Origin of the sequence: Plesiocystis pacifica SIR-1 (assembly GCF_000170895.1) — a bacterium.
Lineage (GTDB): Bacteria > Myxococcota_A > Polyangia > Nannocystales > Nannocystaceae > Plesiocystis > Plesiocystis pacifica.
On sequence record NZ_ABCS01000040.1, the window covers coordinates 1 to 18,376 of the forward strand.

Consider the following 18,376-nt stretch of genomic DNA (forward strand, 5'->3'; position numbering starts at 1 on the left):
CCCTTCTACTTTCTCGCAGATCAAGTGGGCAGGAGAGGGTTAGATCGGGCCCGATCGACGAAAAAGTGGATGATGATCGTGCCCCGTTTGCGGGTGGAGGATCATCCCTACTCCGAGTTCAGCGGGCCGAGTTGCTGGGGCTCCACGGGATACAGAAGGCCCTGCTGGAGAGCCTCCCTCAGTCGAGAGTTTTCAGGCCACCGCAGGCGCAGGACCTTGGGTGTCACACCCCGTTCACCCGTCTCACTCCAGCTATAGGCGCCCTTCGGCATCGCGTGGACAGGGACCCTGAACAGCGGCGGATCAGGGCTGTCGCCACTTCGAGCATCGGCTACGAACGCGCCGACCCAACGATCAAGCTCGGCGTCCATCGGTCCATAGGCTCCCGTTTGCCACCACCGCTTGGTCCCCGTTGCTTCCACATGAATCGGCCACTCGTCTCCTGGGCGGACACGCATGATGGCCCCCTCATCGAGGACAAAGGTCGTCTCTACGAGTTCATACTCCTTGGACCACTCTCGCAGGCCATCTTCGGCGATGCTCAACAAGCTGCCGTCAGGGCGCTGGTGAACTGCAAGGATCGAGTGCGGGTGGGCGGGCACGCGTCGGTACCGATCAAGCGCGCTCCACACGATCAGCTCCCCTCCGCGGGTCCCCGCGAGGAACAGACAGTCACCGCCCTGGCCAAGGGCGAGGCAGGTCAGGTCTTCGTCGATCTCCCTCTCTGGTGTACAGCTTGGTAGGGGCCCGAGTTCGACGCGAACCAGCCCTTGGGCGTGGGCGACCATGAGAGTCCCTTCGTCGAGAAAGACGAGATCCTGCACGCGCTCGACACCCTCCACTTGAACACTCGAGATTTTGTGAGGGCCGTCTGCTCGCACGAACTCGAGCTTCCCCCCACGTCGAGCGACTGCGAGGTACTTCCCGTTCGGCGAGACTGCAACTCGATCAACCGCGAGCTCGACTTGGACGCGAGCTGAGTCTCCAAAACTCCACGAAGCAGCCACGGATTCAAGAACGCCGTAGTTCGAGGACTGGCTCCTCTCACGCGTAACCCAGCCATGCTCTTTCGTCCCCAGGACGAAAGCACCCCGCCAGGGAGCGACGGCAGTCACCTTGTGATGAAATAGCCCGCCGCCGAGTAGTCGCGGCTTGGCGTAGCTTGGTCGAGAAGCCCAAACGAGGCTGGACCCCATTTCTCCGTGGGAGAGAATGTCAGGGCCGATGAAGGCAAGACTGCTAAAACGACTGATCTGCCCAAGGGGCTCAGGACCCAGGGATTGGTCCTCGCGTGGCTCGTCGGTACTGGCCGCGTTGCCCATGGACCATAACCAGCTAGATCCTCCAGAACCGAAGTCGCAGTTACTGGTAGTCCACGCGACACGCTCCTCATCGATGACCGCAGCACAGATCTTAGATCGGTGTCGTTGCTCGAGTTGAAGTTCCCCGTCCAGAGACCAGCGCTGCAAGCCCCGGTCCATGGCCCCCCAGACCCGGCGGGTGTCCAGGGGGACCAAGCTCAAGACCAGCCAGCGGGCGTCGGCGAGCACCTCCGGTTCGTCCTGTGTATCCGGTCGCCACAGGCACAAGCGCCCCGCTTCATCGCCGAATAGATAGCCCCCATGAATCGGGCTGAAGGAGGTGATACGGACCTCGCTGAACTCGGAGGAGCCCACCCTGATCCGGGCGTTACGCAAGCGTCCTCTCAAGCTCCCGTCGAGGGTCCACACCGATAGCCACCCCCCTTGGGTCGCAGTGGCAAAACGCTCGCTGTCTACGGGGAACACCGCGAGCACCGCCTCTCCGCTGGGTTCGCGCCAGATCCGTCGTGTCGTCGGCGAGCCAGAGCCGACAGGCATGACACCGTCGTCCGCGTAGGTCCGCAACTTCCCGTAGGCGAGCAGCGGATCGTCGAGCTGACCGAGGCTCCCGGTGCGAGTCGTTGCAGGTTCGCTGCCGAGGACGAACTCCGGCTGGGCTTGGCGAAGCTCCGCGATGATCTCCGCGAAGCGATCGCGCCCGAGCTTGTCTGGGTTGGGCGAAACGTCCAAGCGCAACAGGTGCTCGGCCCCGCCGCGAAGGTCGATGAGGCGCGCCCGGACCTCGCCCGCGTAGAAGCCCGGTTTCCAGCGCCAGCAGGATCGCCCAGCGCCGTGCTCGACCAGGACATGCTCGTCATCGATCTCGAGGCGCCAGTGCTCGCCCTCGATCGCCAGCTCAGCCTCGACGAGCTCGCGGAAGCCCTCGATGGGTTCGCGCATGTCGACGAGGTCGAACTCCAGATCGGGGCGAGGCCGCGCGTGCAGGTTCAGCGCCAAAAACGCGCGCTCCCCGTGGTTGTGAGGTCATGCGCGAGTTGCTCGAGCTTGTTCAGGCAACGGTCGAGCTTGTGACGCTTGGCGACCTTTTTGGTCTCGTCGAGGGCGGCGCGGAAGCGGGGCGAGTCGTCGCCGCGCAGCTTGGGCACGATCTTGGCGTAAACGATCGCGTCCAGGGCCGCGTGGAACTCCAGCTGGCCGCCGTGCTCCTGGTTGCGAGCGAGAAAGTCGACGACGTCATCGACCACGCGCCAGCCAAAGTGCAGGCGCGCGGGCATCAGCGCCTGCATGAGCTCAGTCAACGCCGTCCGCAGCCGCTCTGTATCCTGCTTGCCGAGCTTGCTCCGGTCCCAGCCGGTGTAGTCGTTGATGTCGATGTCCCAGAACTCGAGGGTGAAGGCGCGATCGAGGACCTTGTCCGAGAGCCCGTGGGTGGTCTCGTCCATGTTGACGGTGCCGATGATTACGAGGTTGCTCGGGTAGGGGATCCGTTTCTCGACACCGTCATGCATGTCCCCCTCGCTGTGGAGGTCGATGCGATTCCCCGTCTCCATCGCCGACAGCAGCGGCGCGAGGTACTGCTCCGGGCGGGAGAGGTTCATCTCGTCGAGGATCAGCACGTGGGGCTCCTCAGGCTTGCTCACGGCTTGACGGAGGAACTCGAGCACCGGGGTTCGGACGTACGCCGTGGGCTGAATCGGGTTGATGTAGCCGAGCAGCGGCCCAGGGTCGTACCAACCAGGCTGGACGGCGATGATCTTGACCCGTGTGCGCGCAGCCTCGCCGCCACCGGTAAGCGCGAGGCCGTACTGATGGGCGAGTTGGGTCTTACCTGCGCCAGATAGACCTGTGAGCACGGCAAAGTGCCGGCGTGGGTGGGCCCAGAGGCCGGCGTGGAGCTCGGCCACGAGGGCCTTGGGGAAGTTGTAGGTCAACCCGGCGTAGAGCTGCTCGAAGGGAGGCTTTTGAATACCACTGACGTCGGTCGTGAGAGCTCCGTCGTCCTCGTCAGGCTCGCCTCCGTCATCCGGCTCGTCGATCGGTTCGAGGATCGCCGGCTCCCAGTGGATCTGCTTTGCCCACGCCTGACCACGATCGGTCAAGACCCACAGCCCGTTGTCGCGCTCGAACAGACCGAGGTTGAGGAGCCAGTACACGATCGAGTGGGGGGCAAACAGAGCTGTCCAGCCCGGGTTGGCTCTTTGGATCGCGCGCTTGAGCTCGCCATCCTCGACCGGCCCGCGGTCGCGTACGTGGACGAGGGCGAGGTCGACTCCGAGCACGCGCGTGAGCAACCACTTGGAGAGCTCGTCGGGGTCGCCTGTCTCCAGCGCTGCGCGGCCAGATGGCGTCAGCTTGTAGATGCCATTGACACGTTCGATTGCGCCAAACTCGCCTCGTAACACGTTGATGGTCGTGCCGTGGCTCGAGTCCTTCTTGCTGGGGTTCTCCGTGCGCAGAAAGTCAATGAAGTCCTCGCGGGTCAGACCCTCCTCGACGGCCTGGAGGATGGCGAGCATCGACTGGAAGTAGCCTTTGAAGGCGGTCAAGCCTTTGCGGCGCCGGGCGGCCGGCAAAGGCTTGAGCTTCGCCTCGCCTGCCTCGTCCACGACCTCGGTGACGTCTTCTTCTGTCTCGGCCTTGCTTCGGTGCAGGTGCATCAGCCACGGTAGGCTCATGCGGGCTGCGAGCGCGTCGTAGTCGTCGTGGGCGACGGGGCCGAGGACGTCGTTGAGGCGGCCAACGATCGCCCGGTTGACCGCGAGTGCCCCTTTGGGAGGGTCGGCGAGGAACCAGCCCGCGAACTCGTGCAGTATCCGACGGCTGGCGAGGGTCGTGAACTCGGTCGGAAACAGGGCGGAGAGCAGCCGGAGGATCTTCAGCCACGGGGTGCGGCGGCCCTCGAACTGGGCTACGAGGCGGTCGAAGATGGTCTTGATCTGCGCGGCCTTGGTGACCTTGCCCTCGGGGAGGGAGCCCATCGCTTCGGTGGCGAGCCACTCTCGGAACACCTCGTCGTCGAGGGCGACGTCGACCTTGACCGAACCCATGCTGGTGCTGGTGATCGCCTCGGACTCCCATAGCTTGCGCTGGAACTCACGCGTTCGTCGGAGCTCGAGCGGCGCCTGCGCGACCTCCCGAAGCAAGGTGGCAGCGCGCTGGCGCCAGCCCGAGACCCAGTCGGGGAGCTTGGCCTCGACGGTGTTGCAGAGCGAACGGAGGTCGTCGTCGGTGTAGGCCATGGTCGAGCTTCGATCTAGTAACATGCGCGCCGAGTGCCCAGGCCCACGAAACGCTCATGTCTCGAAACCCTGACCCGCGCGAGCCTGCTCGAGCTTGCCTCTGCTTTCGACGTTGAGGTCAGCAAGCGTGCCCGACACGACGTGCTCGTGGACGCGTTGATGAGCCGGCGCTCGGCCAAGCTGCGCGAGGTCTTGGACAGACTGCTCCTCAAGGACCTGAAGGCCATCTGTGACACTCATGGCCTCGATCGAAAGGCACGCGCCAAAGCCACGCTCATCGCGCGGATCCTTGGCGAGGATGATCCGCCGGTGGTGACCAAGTCCAAGGCCAAGACGAAGCCCAAGTCCAAGCCCAAAGCGCAGTTGAAGACCGCACGCCCCCGCCAGGGCGAGCTCCCCCTTGGACTGAGCGGGGGCGCCGAGCAAGTCGAGCAGGTCAATCTATCCAAGCTCGAGTCCCACCTGTGGGAGGCCGCCAACATCCTCCGCGGCAGCCCCGTCGACCGCACGGACTGGAAGAGCTACATCCTGCCGCTTCTGTTCTTCAAGCGCATCTGCGACGCATGGGACGAAGAGCGCGAGGACATGCTGAAGGCCTACGACGGGCAGGTGTTCCCCGACGAGTTCCGCTTCGATGTGCCCGATGGTTGCCATTGGCGAGTGGTCCGCGGGGCTACCAAGCACGTCGGCAAGGCCATCCGCGACGCCATGCGTGGGATCGAACAGGCCAACCAGGACAAGCTCCTCGGCGTGTTTGGTGACGCGTCGTGGACCAACAAGGAGCGCCTGCCCGATGACCTGCTCAAGGACCTGATCGAGCACTTCTCCAAGCTGTCGCTGGGCAACAAGGCCGTCAAAAACGACGTCATCGGCGACGCCTACGAGTACCTGATCAAGAAGTTCGCCGACTCGACCAACAAGAAGGCAGGCGAGTTCTATACCCCGCGGAGCGTCGTGCGCCTGATGGTCGATACCCTCGATCCCCAGGAGGGCGAGACGATCTACGACCCCGCCTGCGGCACGGGCGGCATGCTGCTCGCGGCGGTCGAGCACGTCAAAGACGCAGGCGGCGATCCGCGGACCTTCTTTGGCAAGCTCTTTGGCCAGGAGAAGAACCTGACCACGGCGTCCGTGGCCCGGATGAACCTGCAGCTGCATGGCGTGGAGGAGTTCGACATCCGGCGCGGGGACACGCTGCGCCGTCCGGCCTTTGCCTCCGCCGAAGACCACAGCCTGCGGCAGTTCGACATCGTGCTGGCCAACCCGCCCTTTTCGCTGAAGAACTGGGGGCGCGATGTCTGGGAGAGCGACCCCTGGGGGCGGGCCTTCGCCGGGCTGCCCACGGATAAGTCCGGCGACTTTGCGTGGGTCCAGCACATGGTCAAGTCGATGGCCCCCGGGCATGGGCGCATGGCGGTCGTGCTTCCCCAGGGCGCGCTGTTTCGCGGCGGGGCCGAGGGCAAGATCCGCAAGAAGCTGCTCGAGCTCGACCGCATCGAGGTCGTCATCGGCCTGGCCCCGAACCTCTTTTATGGCACGGGGTTGGCCGCCTGCATCCTCGTGCTGCGCATGACCAAGCCCGCAGCGCGAAAAAAGAAGGTGCTCGTCGTCGATGGCTCCTCGCTATTTCGCAAGGGTCGGGCCCAAAACCACCTCGAGCCTGAGCACGGCGCCCAGATGCTGTCTTGGGTGCGGGCCTTCGAGGATGTCGAAGACCGCGCTCGGGTGGTCAGCCTGGATGAGATCGAAGAAGAGGACTGGACTTTGAACATCAGCCGCTACGTACTGCCTCCGATCGGCAAGGACATCCCGCCGCTGCCCGAAGCCGTCGCGGACTTCAAGGCGGCCCTGGCCCGGTGCCGCGAGGCCGAGGAGGCCCTGCGGCGAGAGATGAACGAGGGCGGGTGGCTGGCATGAGCGACACGCTGACCCAAGACGAGCTCGAGTCCTATCTGTGGGGCGCAGCGACGATCCTCCGGGGCCTCGTGGACGCGGGGGACTACAAGCAGTTCATTTTCCCGCTGGTGTTCTACAAGCGCCTGTCCGACGTGTGGGACGAGGACTACGCCGAGGCGCTGGCCGACTACGATGACAGCGAGGAGCTGGCCCTGGCTCAAGCCAATGAGCGCTTCGTCATCCCCGAGGGCGCGCACTGGAACGACCTGCGCAAGGCGGCCAAGAACGTGGGCAAGGCCATTCAGGACGCGATGCGGGCGATCGAGGCCGCCAACCCCGGTCGGCTCGAGGGGATCTTTGGGGACGCGCCGTGGACCAACAAAAACCGGCTTCCGGATCACACGCTCAAGAGTTTGTTGGAGCACTTTTCTGGCCAAGTCTTGTCGATCGCGCGGGTGCCAGAGGACATGCTGGGGGACGGCTACGAGTATTTGGTGGGGAAGTTTGCCGACGACGGTGGGAGCACGGCGCAGGAGTTTTATACCAATCGGACCCTGGTTCACCTCATGGCGCAGATGCTGAAGCCGCAGGACGGTGAGAGCATCTACGACCCCACTTGTGGGACCGGCGGGATGCTGTTGTCGGCGCTGGCCGAGGTCAGGCGCACGGGGGGCGATCAGCGCACGCTCGGGCTCTATGGGCAGGAGCGCAACCACATGACGGCGTCCATCGCCCGCATGAACCTGGTGCTTCATGGGGTCGAGGACTTCGAGATTAAGCGGGGGGATACCTTGGCTCGTCCGCGCTTTGTCGAGGGGGACCGGCTGCGGACCTTTGATGTGGTGTTGGCGAATCCGCCCTACTCGATCAAGCGGTGGAACCGGGAGGCGTGGGGGGCGGATGCGTGGGGGCGGAACTTTTTGGGGACGCCGCCGCAGGGGAGGGCGGACTATGCGTTTTTTCAGCATATTTTGAAGAGCATGGATCCGGAGACTGGGCGCTGTGCGATTCTGTTTCCGCATGGGGTGTTGTTTCGGAAGGCCGAACAGGATCTACGCCAGAAACTGGTCGAGGCTGACCTCGTGGAGTGTGTGCTGGGGCTGGGGCCGAATCTGTTCTTCAACTCGCCGATGGAAGCGTGTGTCGTTTTTTGCCGGAGTGAGAAGCCTGCGGCGCGGAAGGGTCGAATCTTGTTCATCGATGCGGTGAACGAGATCGCCCGCGAGCGGGCTGTCAGCTTTCTCAGGCCCGAGCATCAGCAGCGCATCTTCGGCGCATATGAAGCTTTCGGCGACGAATCGTCGTTCTCGAAGGTGGCGACACTGGACGAGGTCGCGGCGCGAGGCCACAACCTATCTATCCCCCTCTATGTCAAGCGGGTAGTGAAGAAGAAGAAGAAGAAGGCTGCGGAGGACTCGGGCGCTCGCTCGCTGTCTGAGGTCTGGACCGAGTGGGAGCAGGAGGACCGTGCCTTTTGGCAGCAGATGGATGTACTCGTGGATACGCTGAACGATCTTGTGAGCGAGGAGGGTGCCCGTGGGTGAACTCAAGTCGGGATGGCGGCGGGTCAAGTTCGGAGACGTTGTTCGCCAGGTCAAGGACAAGGTTCCAGCCAAAGAGTCAGGCCTTAGCCGCTACATCGCGGGCGAGCATATGGACACCAATGACCTGCGGTTACGTCGATGGGGCGAGATCAACGACGACTACCTTGGGCCTGCATTCCATATCCGGTTCCGGCCTGGTCAAGTGCTCTATGGGTCACGACGAACCTATTTGCGAAAGGTCGCAGTTGCTGGGTTCGATGGTGTCTGTGCGAATACGACCTTCGTCGTCGAGAGTAAGAGCCCAGGGATCTTGCTGCCCGAGCTATTGCCGTTCATCATGACGACCGAGGCTTTCCACGAGCACTCAGTGAGGGAGTCGAAAGGCTCGGTTAACCCTTACGTAAACTTCTCCGACCTTGCATGGTACGAGTTCGCGCTGCCACCGCTGGAGGAGCAAGGCAAGATCTCACGAATCCTGCAGCGTTCCGCCGAACTCCAAGCCTCATATGCAGACTTGGTCCAGGTGGCCAAGACCACTCATCGTTCCTTCGTAGACCAGACACTGGGATATGGGGCGCAACGCCCATGCTTTGAAAAGGAACCTCCGAGCATTCGCAGGGGCTGGGCCTATCAACCGATTGAGGCGCTCTGCGAGGCGCTTGTCGACTGTCTGCATCGCACACCGAAATACTCGAAGGCAGGGTTTCCTGCAATCCGCACCGCAGATGTCGAACCAGGGTTCCTGCGCTGGGAGACGGCTCGACGTGTCCCTGAGAGCGAGTATCTCATCCAAACAACAAGGCTTCGACCAAAGCCAGGCGACGTGTTGTTTTCGCGAGAGGGAGAACGGATGGGGATGGCTGCGCTTGTACCCGAAGGCGTTTCCCTGTGTATCTCGCAGCGCATGATGCATCTGCGGCCCAAGCCAAATTTCCCTGCCAACCTGCTTATGGAATACCTGAATTCCTCGTGGGCTCAGAGGCAGATTTTGATGCACAAGAGTGGCTCCACGTCACCACACATCAATGTGGCTGACGTTCGGCGTCTCATGGTGCCCGTCCCTCCGAGGCCACTGTGGCCCCGTTTTTCTGACGATTGTGCTGAGCTGCTTGCATCCGTCGCTCAAGCAGAATCTAGGTCGGTTCGAGCCACCGAGGTCTGCGTCGCAGTCCGCGAAGACCTATTAGCAAGGGCTAACGCATGACCTCGAAAAAGTCCAGCACCGTCGCAACCTATCTCCGCGACATCCTCACGGGCGGCGTCACCCACGACACCGCAGCCGGCCCCGGCCTGGCGTGCCACTCTCGCCAACTCAGCGGCCTCGGCTGGCACTACCTCGCCCCCATCAATCTCCCCCGCCTCCCCCACGACATTCTCGTCGCCCCCTACGTCCGCGAGGCCCTCACCCGCCTCAACCCCGAGATCGCCGCCGCCCCCGAGCGCGCCGACGAGGTCCTCTACGAGCTACGGGCCATCCTCCGTTCCGCCCGCAGCGACGGCCTGATCAAGGCCAACGAGGCCATGACCGAGTGGTTTCGCAACGACAAGACCATGCCCTTCGGGGACAACCACGAGCACACTGCCGTCAGACTCTTCGACTTCGAGAACATCGAAGCCAACCACTTCATCGTCACCACCCAATACCGCGCCCAGGGCGAGGGCGGCTCCCTGTGCGCCGACCTCGTCCTGCTCGTCAACGGCTTCCCCCTCGTCGTCATCGAAGCCAAGCCCCCGCTGCGCCCCTCGATCAGCTGGCTCGACCGCGCCAGCACCATCCGCCAACAGTACGAAGACGAAGTCCCCGAGCTCTTCGTCTGCAACGTCCTCAACGTCGCCACGGACGGCCGCGAGCTCCGCTATGGCTCGATCGGCATGCCCGAGAACCTCTGGGGCCCCTGGCGAGCCCTCGACGATGTCACTGACCCCGAGGCTGCCGCGACCGTCACCGCGACAAATATGGGCATGCTCGCGCCCGCGACGCTGCTCGACATCCTCGAGCACTTCACCCTGTTCGCGGTTAACGACAAAAAGCAGCTCATCAAGGTCGTCTGCCGCTGCCAGCAGTACCAGGCCACCAACCTCATCGTCGACCGCGTCGCAGATCCGAACGCCCCCAAAAAGGGCCTCATCTGGCACTTCCAGGGCTCCGGCAAGTCCTACCTGATGGTCTTCGCCGCCAAGAAACTACGCCTCCACCCCGCCCTCGACAACCCAGCCGTGCTCGTCGTCGTCGACCGCGTGGACCTCGACACCCAGATCGGCAACACCTTCCACGGCGCCAAGGTCGAGAACCTAGTCAAGGCCAAGACCCGTGCCGAGCTCAAGTCCATGCTCCGCGCTGGCACCAAGAAGGTCATCATCACGACCATCTTCCGCTTCGGCGACGAGAGCGCCAAGCAAGAGGCCAACCGCCTCCTGCGGTGGACCAAGACCCGCCTGGGCAAGGGCAAGCTCGACGAGGCCGAGACCTACCTGCTCGACTGTGCCGAGCTCCTGGCAGGCCTCGACCCCAACGAGGGCCAAACGCTCCGCGACCGCTTCGCAGCCCTGCACCAGCGCTTCGAGGCGGCCGCAGGCAAGGCGCTGGTGCTGCCCGAGCCCCAGGCAGTCGCCTCCGAGGACACGGGCGAGGACAGCGAAGACGAGCCCGCCTCGGCCGTGCCCCTCAACGACGCGCACAACGTCATCGTGCTGGTCGACGAAGCCCACCGCACGCAGGAGGGCGACCTCGGCCGCAAGATGCAGGCCGCGCTCCCCCACGCCTCCTTCTTTGGCCTGACGGGCACGCCCATCAACAAGCGCGACCGCAACACCTTCAACACCTTCGGGGCCAAGTCCGACGAGGGCCGCTACCTCCACCGCTACGGCTTCGAGGACTCGATCCGCGACGGCGCGACCTTGCCGCTGCACTTCGTGCCCCGGTCCAGCGAGCTGAAGGTCGACGAGGCCTCCCTCAGCGAGGAGTTCTCCCAGATGACCGGGGGCCTGTCGGACATCGATGAGGCCGAGCTCATCCGCCAGGCGACCCGCTTTGGCGTGGCCGTCAAGGCGCCGGCCCGCGTGGCGCGAGTGGTCGCCGACATCGCCGAGCACTTCAGGTCCCAGGTCCGCCCCCAGGGCCTCGCGGCGATGATCGTGACCTACGACCGCGAGGCCTGCCTGCTCTACAAGGCCGAGCTCGACAAGCACCTGTCGCCCGCGGTGAGCGACGTGGTGATCTCCGTGGGCAACGAGCGCAAGGGCGAGTCCGAGTACCTCGCATACAAGCGAGACCGCGACGCCGAGGAGAAGCTCCTCGAGCGCTATCGCAAGCCCTCGGATCCGCTCAAGATCCTCGTGGTCACCGCCAAGCTGCTCACGGGTTTCGACGCGCCGATCTTGCAGACCATGTACCTCGACAAGCCCCTGCGCGATCACACCTTGCTGCAGGCCATCTGCAGGACCAACCGGGTCTACAACGACAACAAGCAGGCCGGGGTGATCGTCGACTACCTCGGCTTGTTCGAGAAGACCGCGGAGGCCCTGAAGTTCGACGAGGTCGACGTCGGGCGCATGGTCGCCAGCATCGAGGCAGTCAAGCAGCAGCTCCCCGAGGCGATGGAGAAGTGCCTGGCCTTTTTTGAGGGGGTCGATCGGACCCAAGGTGAGCAGCGCTCCCATGTCGCGGCGCTCAACAAGCTCGGCTCGATCGAGCGCTGCGACGCCTTTGGCGAGCACTTCCGCTTCTTGTCGAAGGTCTGGGAGGTGATCTCCCCCGATCCGATGCTGACGGCCTACGCCGACGACTACTCCTGGCTTGCGCGGCGATACAAGGCGGTCCGTCAGTCCGGCGGCGGTGGCCAGCAGATCTGGCAAGAGCTCGGGCCCCAGACCACGCAGCTGCTGTACGAGCACCTGTCCTTCAACATTGGGGCGCTCGAGCTGGAGGACATCGTGCTCGACGACGAGCTGTTTGCGGTGATCCAGCGGACACGCGATCCCGACGCGACGGCCGAGGAGCTCGCCACCAAGCTCGAGGACTACCTGAGGACCAACCAAGGCGTGCCGAAAATCCCGGACTTCCTCGCCAGGCTCCAGGACCTCAAGAAGAAGTACGAAAAGGGCATGATCCAGTCGCACGAGTGTATGACGCGTCTGCGGAACCTCGGCAAGGGGGCCTTCGCAGCCGTCGAGGAGAGCGAGCGGGAGCCGGTGCCTCCCCCCGTGCGGCCCGAAGACGAGGGCAGGGCCAAGTTGAGCGAGCTGTTCGAAGGGGTTGGCACGGTCGAAGCGGAGATAGTCGAGATGCTCGTGGCAGACATCGACAAAGCGGTTCAGGCAGAGCGCTTCCCAGGATGGAGCGAGTCCGACGGTGGCAAACGTCCGATGAGGAAGTTGATCCGGGGCGTCATGTTCGACCACCTCGGCCACGCAGATCGGGACCTCCACAATCAAGCGGTCGCGTATGTCGAAACCTACTACGCGGTTCAGAAGGAACCCAAATGAAGCTCCTGAGCCCCATCCCGACTGCGGACGAATATCTCAGGCTCCTGCGCCAAGATCTCGAGGGCGCGCGGGTGCTCCGCTTCGTGATCGCCTACGTGTCCGAGAGCGGCCTCGCGGCTATCGGCTCCGATCTCCTGGCTGCTGCCTTGAAGCAGCCCGGCTCCTTCGGCCTTGCCTCGCTCTCGTGCGCCTGCGGCTTCACACCGCTCGTAGGCCTCCAGACCATGCTCGAGCCCGAGCAAGGCCGGCTCAAGTACTTCGTCGATCCGGTCGTGTTGGGCTCACAGGGGGACCCGGCCCTGTCCCTGGTGCACAGCAAGATCGTCTACATCGTCCGCCCCGACAATCGCGCCGTCATCTACCTCGGCTCACACAACTGGAGCGGGCGGGGGCTGGGCTCGGACACCCCACGCTCGGCCGAGGCGTCGATGCGCTTCGAGTTCGAGTTCGAGCTGTCCCAGCTCAGCGGTGCGGGGACGGACCTGCCGTCCGAGATCAATCGGCATCTGCTCCAGTGCTTCAACCTCGGGGCGAGCCTGCCGGTCCATGACGACAACCTCCCGATCTTCGAGGATTGGTACCGGGCACGCTGCGAGCGCGAAAAGCCCCTGCCGCTGGATGAGTACGCGGTGGTCATCGGCGCATGCTCGACCGACGGCACCTCCACCTACGACCACCTGTGGAAGGCCATCCTGACCCCGGGCGCGAGCATCTACTTGCCCTGCCACGTCGAAGACGAGGGCCAGATCCTCCGGCTCCGCCAGGATCGGGTGCTGTTGATGGCCTGGACCAGCAAGGAGGCCCTCGAGGAGTCGAAGGAGCCCGTGCTGCTGTTTTGCAAGGTGACGCGACAGGTCGCAGGCAAGGACTCGGCCTTCGAGGGCACCAGCGAGGGGGACATCGAGAACTTCGACCTGGTCCTTCACGACCCCCGCCAGGGTGCGCGGATCAGCGCGGGCGAGGAAGCGGGCGAGCCCCTCACCATCAACCTACACAACGGCCACGTCTTCGAGTACTTCACGCTCAGTCCGGTCCCGGCCTCGGTGACGGCCGCGAGCATCGACGGCGGCGGCCCGCCAAAGTACCAAAACTACCTGCAGGTCTATCAGGTGCTGCTCCCGGAGTGGCTCAAACAAACGGAGGACCCGCGTGACGTTGGGGCCCGCGAACAGATGGCGACCCGACGGGACCAGGGCGTGTGGACAGCTGCCAACCTCGCGCTCACGACCAATCGTCAAGTGCAGCCCGAAGTGTCGAAGAACTACCGAGTCCCCCAACAGACACGCGAGCAGATCATGGGCTGCTTCGAGGAGTTCTTCGGGCTCGGCGAGGGGCGCCTCGAAGTGCGCCCCGTCGACCCAAACGTTGCGCCCAAGGAGCTCGTCCGACTCGCGCAGAGCCGACTCCACTACGGCTACATTGGCGACAGCGCGGTCTCGGACAGCGACGCGTTCTACTCCCGTGTGCGGCCGGGACGCCTTGCTGTGGACCTCGCCCCGATGCAGAAGATGTCGGACGAGGGCGAAGGCTCCTCGGTCGAGGCGCGGGTCCAGCAGCTCTATGCGGAGCGCCTGCGCGAGATCCTGGCCAACGTGGGGATCGAGGACGCTGACCTCGCAGCGTGGGAGGCGAAGCCACCGAAGCGCAAGACCCGAGCGGTCGACACCGTCCGTCTCAGGGTCTTCGACCTCGACGATCCAGAGGACCTCCCCGGGGTGGTCGCGGATCTACGCCAGCGGCACGGGACCGCGGCGCTGGCAGACTTCACGCTGCTGAAAGAGATCCTGTTGTTGGCGGTGTCCATCCAGGGCGCTGGCCTCTCGCAAACCGTCGGACGACCCTTGTTCCAACGCCTCTTCGACGATATCCGGCACGCAGACACGGGCTTCTTCTGCCAAATATTCGTGGGGACGCTGGAGGGCCTGGCCGAGACGCACTGCCCAGACGGCTGGCCCGCGGAGCAGCGCGGGCGGAGCAACGCGAAGCGGGCGATCACTCAGTTTCTCAAGAACCACGCGCTGGGTGAGGACCGTGTATGGCAGATGCTGTGTCTTGAGTACTTGCGGGGGCAGTGATGCCCTGCGCCATTGGTTTCCATCCCTGACTGGGACCCAGTCTCGACCTTGGATCGGACTCAGGGCGCCGCGGCAGCAGCGACGGAGAGATTGACCAACTCACCGGGAGCATCGGCGACGGTCAACATGTACCGCCCTGGGACGAGATTGAGCACGTCCGCCTCATCCGCACCGTTAATCGCGCGTACATAGCCACCAGGCATGGTCGAGGTCGTCGGCGGGACATCTCCCCAGGCGGGGTCGCCCTCTTCCGGAGCCGTGATCAGGAACTCATCGGCGCAGCGGTTGATCGTCGCCGCGCTTCCTTCAAACTCGATGGCATAGCTTCCCGGTTGTGTGATGGTGAGCAACCGCGCGGTTGCTTGCAGGCCATCGCCGCCGCGAACGTCATCGCGGGAGCAGTCGAGGACGAGGCCTTCAGACCACTGGCCGTTTCCAACCTCGGGAAGCTCGGGGATCTGGCAGTCGACCAACGGTGGGTAGCTATGCGGGAGCTCCGCAAAGAACATCTCCTCGGCAGCTTCTGCCGTTAGGCCGTAGACACCCTCAAAGGCCTCGAATGGCGGGCGCGAGTCCTCGAGCAAGGCGATGAAGAGCTCGGGGCCGTAGCGCTCCCACAGCCAGCGCATGAACAGCCCCGCGCTCCCGTAGTCGACTTCGGCGGTGCTCCGTTCAAAGTTGGCGAGGGGATCGGGAGTCTGGACGCTGACGAGGCGACGGCGGTCTAGCGCTTCGGCGGCACCTTCAGAGAAGAAGGGAGGCGGATCCGCGAAGCTAGCGACGACGGCGTGGACGAGTTCGTGGTCGAGAGAGAAGGAGGTCGAGTGGATGGTGTGCGTCGCCGAGGAGTAGCAGCCAGGGCTGTCGTCGGTCGCGCAGTAGCCCTTGGGCGGGTTCTCCCACAAGTAGAGGTTGATGGGAGCCTCCGCTCGCGTGGACAAGGCCTCCTCGAGCCCAGCAACCTGGGCGTCGAGGTATGCGAGGTCGCCGCCACACAGCGGGTAGTCGAACTCCGTGCCGATGCGGAGGTACTCAGTCTCGTAGCGGACCTCAAAGGGTCCCGGATCCGCGCAGCTCATGGAAGAGCCGAGCGTGCCCAAGACGAGCAGCCCCCGAAACATGCTGTCGGACAAGCGGGGAGCGGTGCGCGCTCGTTTGGGCAGGTTCAGGGTCATTCGACGCGGTAGGAGAGTACCACGGGCGCCCCATCGCGGAGGCCCGCGAGTCGGAGCTCGGTCTCGTCATCGAGAGCCTCCCACGCAAGCAGGAAGTCCTCCGTGCTCGTGATCGCGTAGCCGTTGAGTTCGTGAAGAACGTCGCCCGACTCCCACCCCATGGCTTCGGCCAGGGGTCCAACCCGAGTGACCCGGAAGTATCCGCCATCCACTCGGCCGAGATGGGTGCCGTCGTCGAACAGAGGTGAAGGGTCACGCTCGAGCGCGTCGAGGGCTTCGGCATCGATGACCATCGCGCCAGAGCTCGGGTCGAGGCTTACGTAGTCCGAAGGTGTCCAGGTCGGGAGCTCGGAGTCCTCGGAGGTGTCGGGGGTGCTACCGGCTTCGTCGTCAGCGCCGCCGCCGGCCTCGTCGCCACCGCCGTCTGGGCAGACTGCCACCTCCTGCGCGACGCCGCCTGCCCCCGCACAGGACGCGGATGCCACCCCAACGCTCGGGGCGCAGATGATCTGCTGATTGAAAACGTTGGTCTCGCAGATGACCGCGGACTCTCCAGGCAGACAATCCTTGGTGCATGGGTTGTCCTCCTCATCTTTGTCGAGCACGGGGCCACATGCCGTCATCAAGGTGCATGTGAGTGAAACTGTGATGGCCGAGAGCCTGAAGATGTTCATGGTCGGGCATCTTAGGTCGACGGCCTTGGATCTGTCAGGAAGGGAAGTGTGAGCTCAGATCCCGACAGGGTGAGCCGGCCGTTCGGTCTGGCATGCTCGGGTGTCCCTGTTCGGCCGTGTCCTCGATCTAACTGTCCAGCCTCCCGCGGCCGGTCTCAGGCTCAACGAACAACGCCGAAAGCGGGACGCCCAGCCCAGCCGCGAGGCGACACAACCATTCGAGGTCTGGGTCATACTCCCCAGACATCACGTCGAAGAGCTCTCGTCGATCGATGCCGGCCCGATCCGCGACGACCGTCAGCGGGAGCCCCCCGAGCTGCGTCAGCCGACGAAGGTTCTCGGTCACGAGCTCGTGGGCGCTCAGCTCATCGACTTCCGCCATGCTGCGACAACGGTACCGTAGCGGGGGACCAGCGAGAGGCGGTCTCTCTGATTTTTTCGGCCTCGCTGAAACTTCTCGCTCCGCCGCCTAATGAAACTAAAAAGTGGCGACGCATCACCTGGCCCCCATCCTCGCACCCTTCCTCGAGCAAGCGGAGCGCCGCGCGGTCGTCCAGGCCTTGCGGGCTCACCCAAGCTGGACACTGGGGCAGCTCCTTGAGCACATCGAGGCTGAGGGGCGCTACGCCACGGTATTGCGCGACCTTCGGCTCGGAGAGTTTGTGCTCGCAGACCCCGTGGTTGTCATTCGGCGGCGCCCTCCCGAGCGACATCCCGTGAACCACGCCAACGCAGAGCGCCTCGAAGCTGCCATGGTCGCCGCCGGATCCGAGTTCGATACCTTCGTGCGTGAGGTGCTCGAGGAGGCCCGTGCAGGCGTCCACGCTGAGCACAGCCGCGACGGTTGGGTCGACTCGGCCTTGCTCCGGAGCTTCGTGGGCGGACCACGCTGGAAGCTCCAGGCCTCTCTCGCACGGCTCACCGAGGCCGACGTGATCGAGCGCGTCGGTAGGACGAACTCGACGCGCTACCGCCTCCGACAGGGCGGGCGCGCCCAGTGATCCGCTCGCGGGCCCACTTTGGTGCCCATGTCCGCTTGCTGAGACGGGCGCGTGGCATGACTCAAGACATGCTGGCCGAGCGGAGCGGCTTGTCCACCGATACGATCCGCCGCCTCGAATACGACAGCTTTTCGCCCAGCCTCGAAACCTTGCGGAAGTTGAGCCTGGGCCTGGATCTGATGCTCAGCACGGTATTCTTCAGCTTTGAGCTGGGTGAGCGCGACCTCGCCCGGGAGCTGGTGGACATGCTCGGCAGGCGCAGCCCGGATGAGATCGAACTCGCGACGGGGGTCTTGCGGTTGCTGTTCGCGGAGCTCGATCGTCGAAAGAAGCCGGGCTAACGCGAGGGGGTGCGCTCACGGAGCTCGATGCGTTGGCGAAGTGCCTCTCGCCCGCGTCGACGGTGGGTGCGAACTGTCGCAGGGGGGAGGCCGTGGCGACGGGCGTAGCCCTGGACGTCGCCTCCACGAAGCTGATCCTCGATAGCTTCCCGAAGGCGAGGCTGGAGGCGCTGGAGCTCGCTTTGAAGGAGCCGCATGCGCTCGCGCTGACGAACTCGCCCGCTGGGGCTGGTCCTGGGGTGATGGAACTCAGCCGACTCGAGCCCACCGACCTCGAACGCGTTGGGCGGCCTTCTCGCCCGTTCATACAAGACGATGTAGTGGGCGATCCGCGTCAGCCAGTGCGAAAAGGCGTCGTCGTGCTCGGGCTCGAAGTCGGGGAGCTTGCGCCACACGGTCTCGATCGCCGACTGGCTCAAGTCGCGGGCTCTTGCGGGGCCACAGCGTCGGGAGAAGTGGCGCACGAAGAAGCGCTCGAGGGCTCGGCCCAGTCGCTCTTTGGCCGGACCATCGGGGGCGCGGCAGTAGTCGCTATAGAGCTCATCGAGGCGCATCCTGGTCAGCCTACACGAGGGCGCGAAGTCGCGACTGGACCGAAGAACAGGGCAAGCTTCAAAGAAGTTC

Annotated in this window: 13 protein-coding genes; 7 read left to right on the plus strand and 6 right to left on the minus strand. The window is 64.4% G+C overall.

What is annotated here, in order from left to right:
• Positions 1 to 107: 107 nt before the first annotated feature.
• The gene (locus PPSIR1_RS20385) at positions 108 to 2,261 is read right to left on the minus strand and encodes a WD40 repeat domain-containing protein (RefSeq protein WP_157595755.1); all 2,154 of its coding nucleotides are present in this window, start codon (positions 2,259 to 2,261) and stop codon (positions 108 to 110) included.
• Positions 2,262 to 2,308: 47 nt separating this feature from the next.
• Complete coding sequence (locus PPSIR1_RS20390) at positions 2,309 to 4,561, minus strand: McrB family protein (RefSeq protein WP_006973030.1); 2,253 nt, start codon at positions 4,559 to 4,561, stop codon at positions 2,309 to 2,311.
• A gap of 141 nt (positions 4,562 to 4,702) precedes the next feature.
• On the opposite strand from PPSIR1_RS20390, the gene PPSIR1_RS20395 reads away from it, so the two are divergent.
• Genes PPSIR1_RS20395 through PPSIR1_RS20410 form a run of 5 tightly spaced genes read left to right on the plus strand, consistent with a single transcriptional unit; the run spans position 4,703 to position 14,561 of the window.
• Positions 4,703 to 6,478, plus strand: coding sequence for a type I restriction-modification system subunit M (locus tag PPSIR1_RS20395; RefSeq protein ID WP_006973031.1), 1,776 nt, complete (start codon positions 4,703 to 4,705; stop codon positions 6,476 to 6,478).
• Positions 6,475 to 8,001, plus strand: coding sequence for a type I restriction-modification system subunit M (locus PPSIR1_RS20400; protein WP_045116410.1), 1,527 nt, complete (start codon positions 6,475 to 6,477; stop codon positions 7,999 to 8,001). Before PPSIR1_RS20395 ends, PPSIR1_RS20400 begins: the two co-directional genes overlap by 4 nt.
• Complete coding sequence (locus PPSIR1_RS46350; protein WP_006973033.1) at positions 7,994 to 9,205, plus strand: restriction endonuclease subunit S; 1,212 nt, start codon at positions 7,994 to 7,996, stop codon at positions 9,203 to 9,205. The genes PPSIR1_RS20400 and PPSIR1_RS46350 overlap by 8 nt, the downstream gene beginning before the upstream one ends.
• Positions 9,202 to 12,486, plus strand: coding sequence for a type I restriction endonuclease subunit R (locus tag PPSIR1_RS43300; protein ID WP_006973034.1), 3,285 nt, complete (start codon positions 9,202 to 9,204; stop codon positions 12,484 to 12,486). The genes PPSIR1_RS46350 and PPSIR1_RS43300 overlap by 4 nt, the downstream gene beginning before the upstream one ends.
• Positions 12,483 to 14,561, plus strand: coding sequence for a hypothetical protein (locus tag PPSIR1_RS20410; protein WP_006973035.1), 2,079 nt, complete (start codon positions 12,483 to 12,485; stop codon positions 14,559 to 14,561). The genes PPSIR1_RS43300 and PPSIR1_RS20410 overlap by 4 nt, the downstream gene beginning before the upstream one ends.
• A gap of 59 nt (positions 14,562 to 14,620) precedes the next feature.
• Here the strand turns inward: PPSIR1_RS20410 and PPSIR1_RS20415 are convergent, their stop codons facing one another.
• The 3 genes from PPSIR1_RS20415 to PPSIR1_RS20425 all read right to left on the minus strand — a co-directional run bounded on the left by PPSIR1_RS20415 (position 14,621) and on the right by PPSIR1_RS20425 (position 16,792).
• A complete protein-coding gene (locus PPSIR1_RS20415; protein ID WP_006973036.1) occupies positions 14,621 to 15,694 on the minus strand; it encodes a hypothetical protein in 1,074 nt (357 codons plus the stop codon).
• A gap of 38 nt (positions 15,695 to 15,732) precedes the next feature.
• Positions 15,733 to 16,410 carry a hypothetical protein gene (locus PPSIR1_RS20420; RefSeq protein WP_006973037.1) on the minus strand — a complete coding sequence of 226 codons (678 nt, stop codon included), beginning with the start codon at positions 16,408 to 16,410 and terminating at the stop codon, positions 15,733 to 15,735.
• Positions 16,411 to 16,537: 127 nt separating this feature from the next.
• The gene (locus PPSIR1_RS20425) at positions 16,538 to 16,792 is read right to left on the minus strand and encodes a helix-turn-helix domain-containing protein (RefSeq protein ID WP_006973038.1); all 255 of its coding nucleotides are present in this window, start codon (positions 16,790 to 16,792) and stop codon (positions 16,538 to 16,540) included.
• Positions 16,793 to 17,126: 334 nt separating this feature from the next.
• Between PPSIR1_RS20425 and PPSIR1_RS50255 the strand changes: the two genes are divergently transcribed.
• Both PPSIR1_RS50255 and PPSIR1_RS20435 read left to right on the plus strand, forming a co-directional pair.
• Positions 17,127 to 17,411, plus strand: a complete 285-nt coding sequence (locus tag PPSIR1_RS50255) for a hypothetical protein (RefSeq protein WP_232296517.1) — start codon at positions 17,127 to 17,129, stop codon at positions 17,409 to 17,411.
• Positions 17,408 to 17,752, plus strand: a complete 345-nt coding sequence (locus tag PPSIR1_RS20435; protein WP_006973040.1) for a helix-turn-helix domain-containing protein — start codon at positions 17,408 to 17,410, stop codon at positions 17,750 to 17,752. The genes PPSIR1_RS50255 and PPSIR1_RS20435 overlap by 4 nt, the downstream gene beginning before the upstream one ends.
• On the opposite strand, the gene PPSIR1_RS20440 is transcribed toward PPSIR1_RS20435, so the two are convergent.
• Complete coding sequence (locus PPSIR1_RS20440) at positions 17,749 to 18,306, minus strand: RNA polymerase sigma factor (RefSeq protein WP_006973041.1); 558 nt, start codon at positions 18,304 to 18,306, stop codon at positions 17,749 to 17,751. The two genes, PPSIR1_RS20435 and PPSIR1_RS20440, sit on opposite strands and share 4 nt — an antisense overlap.
• Between the last annotated feature and the right edge of the window lie 70 nt (positions 18,307 to 18,376).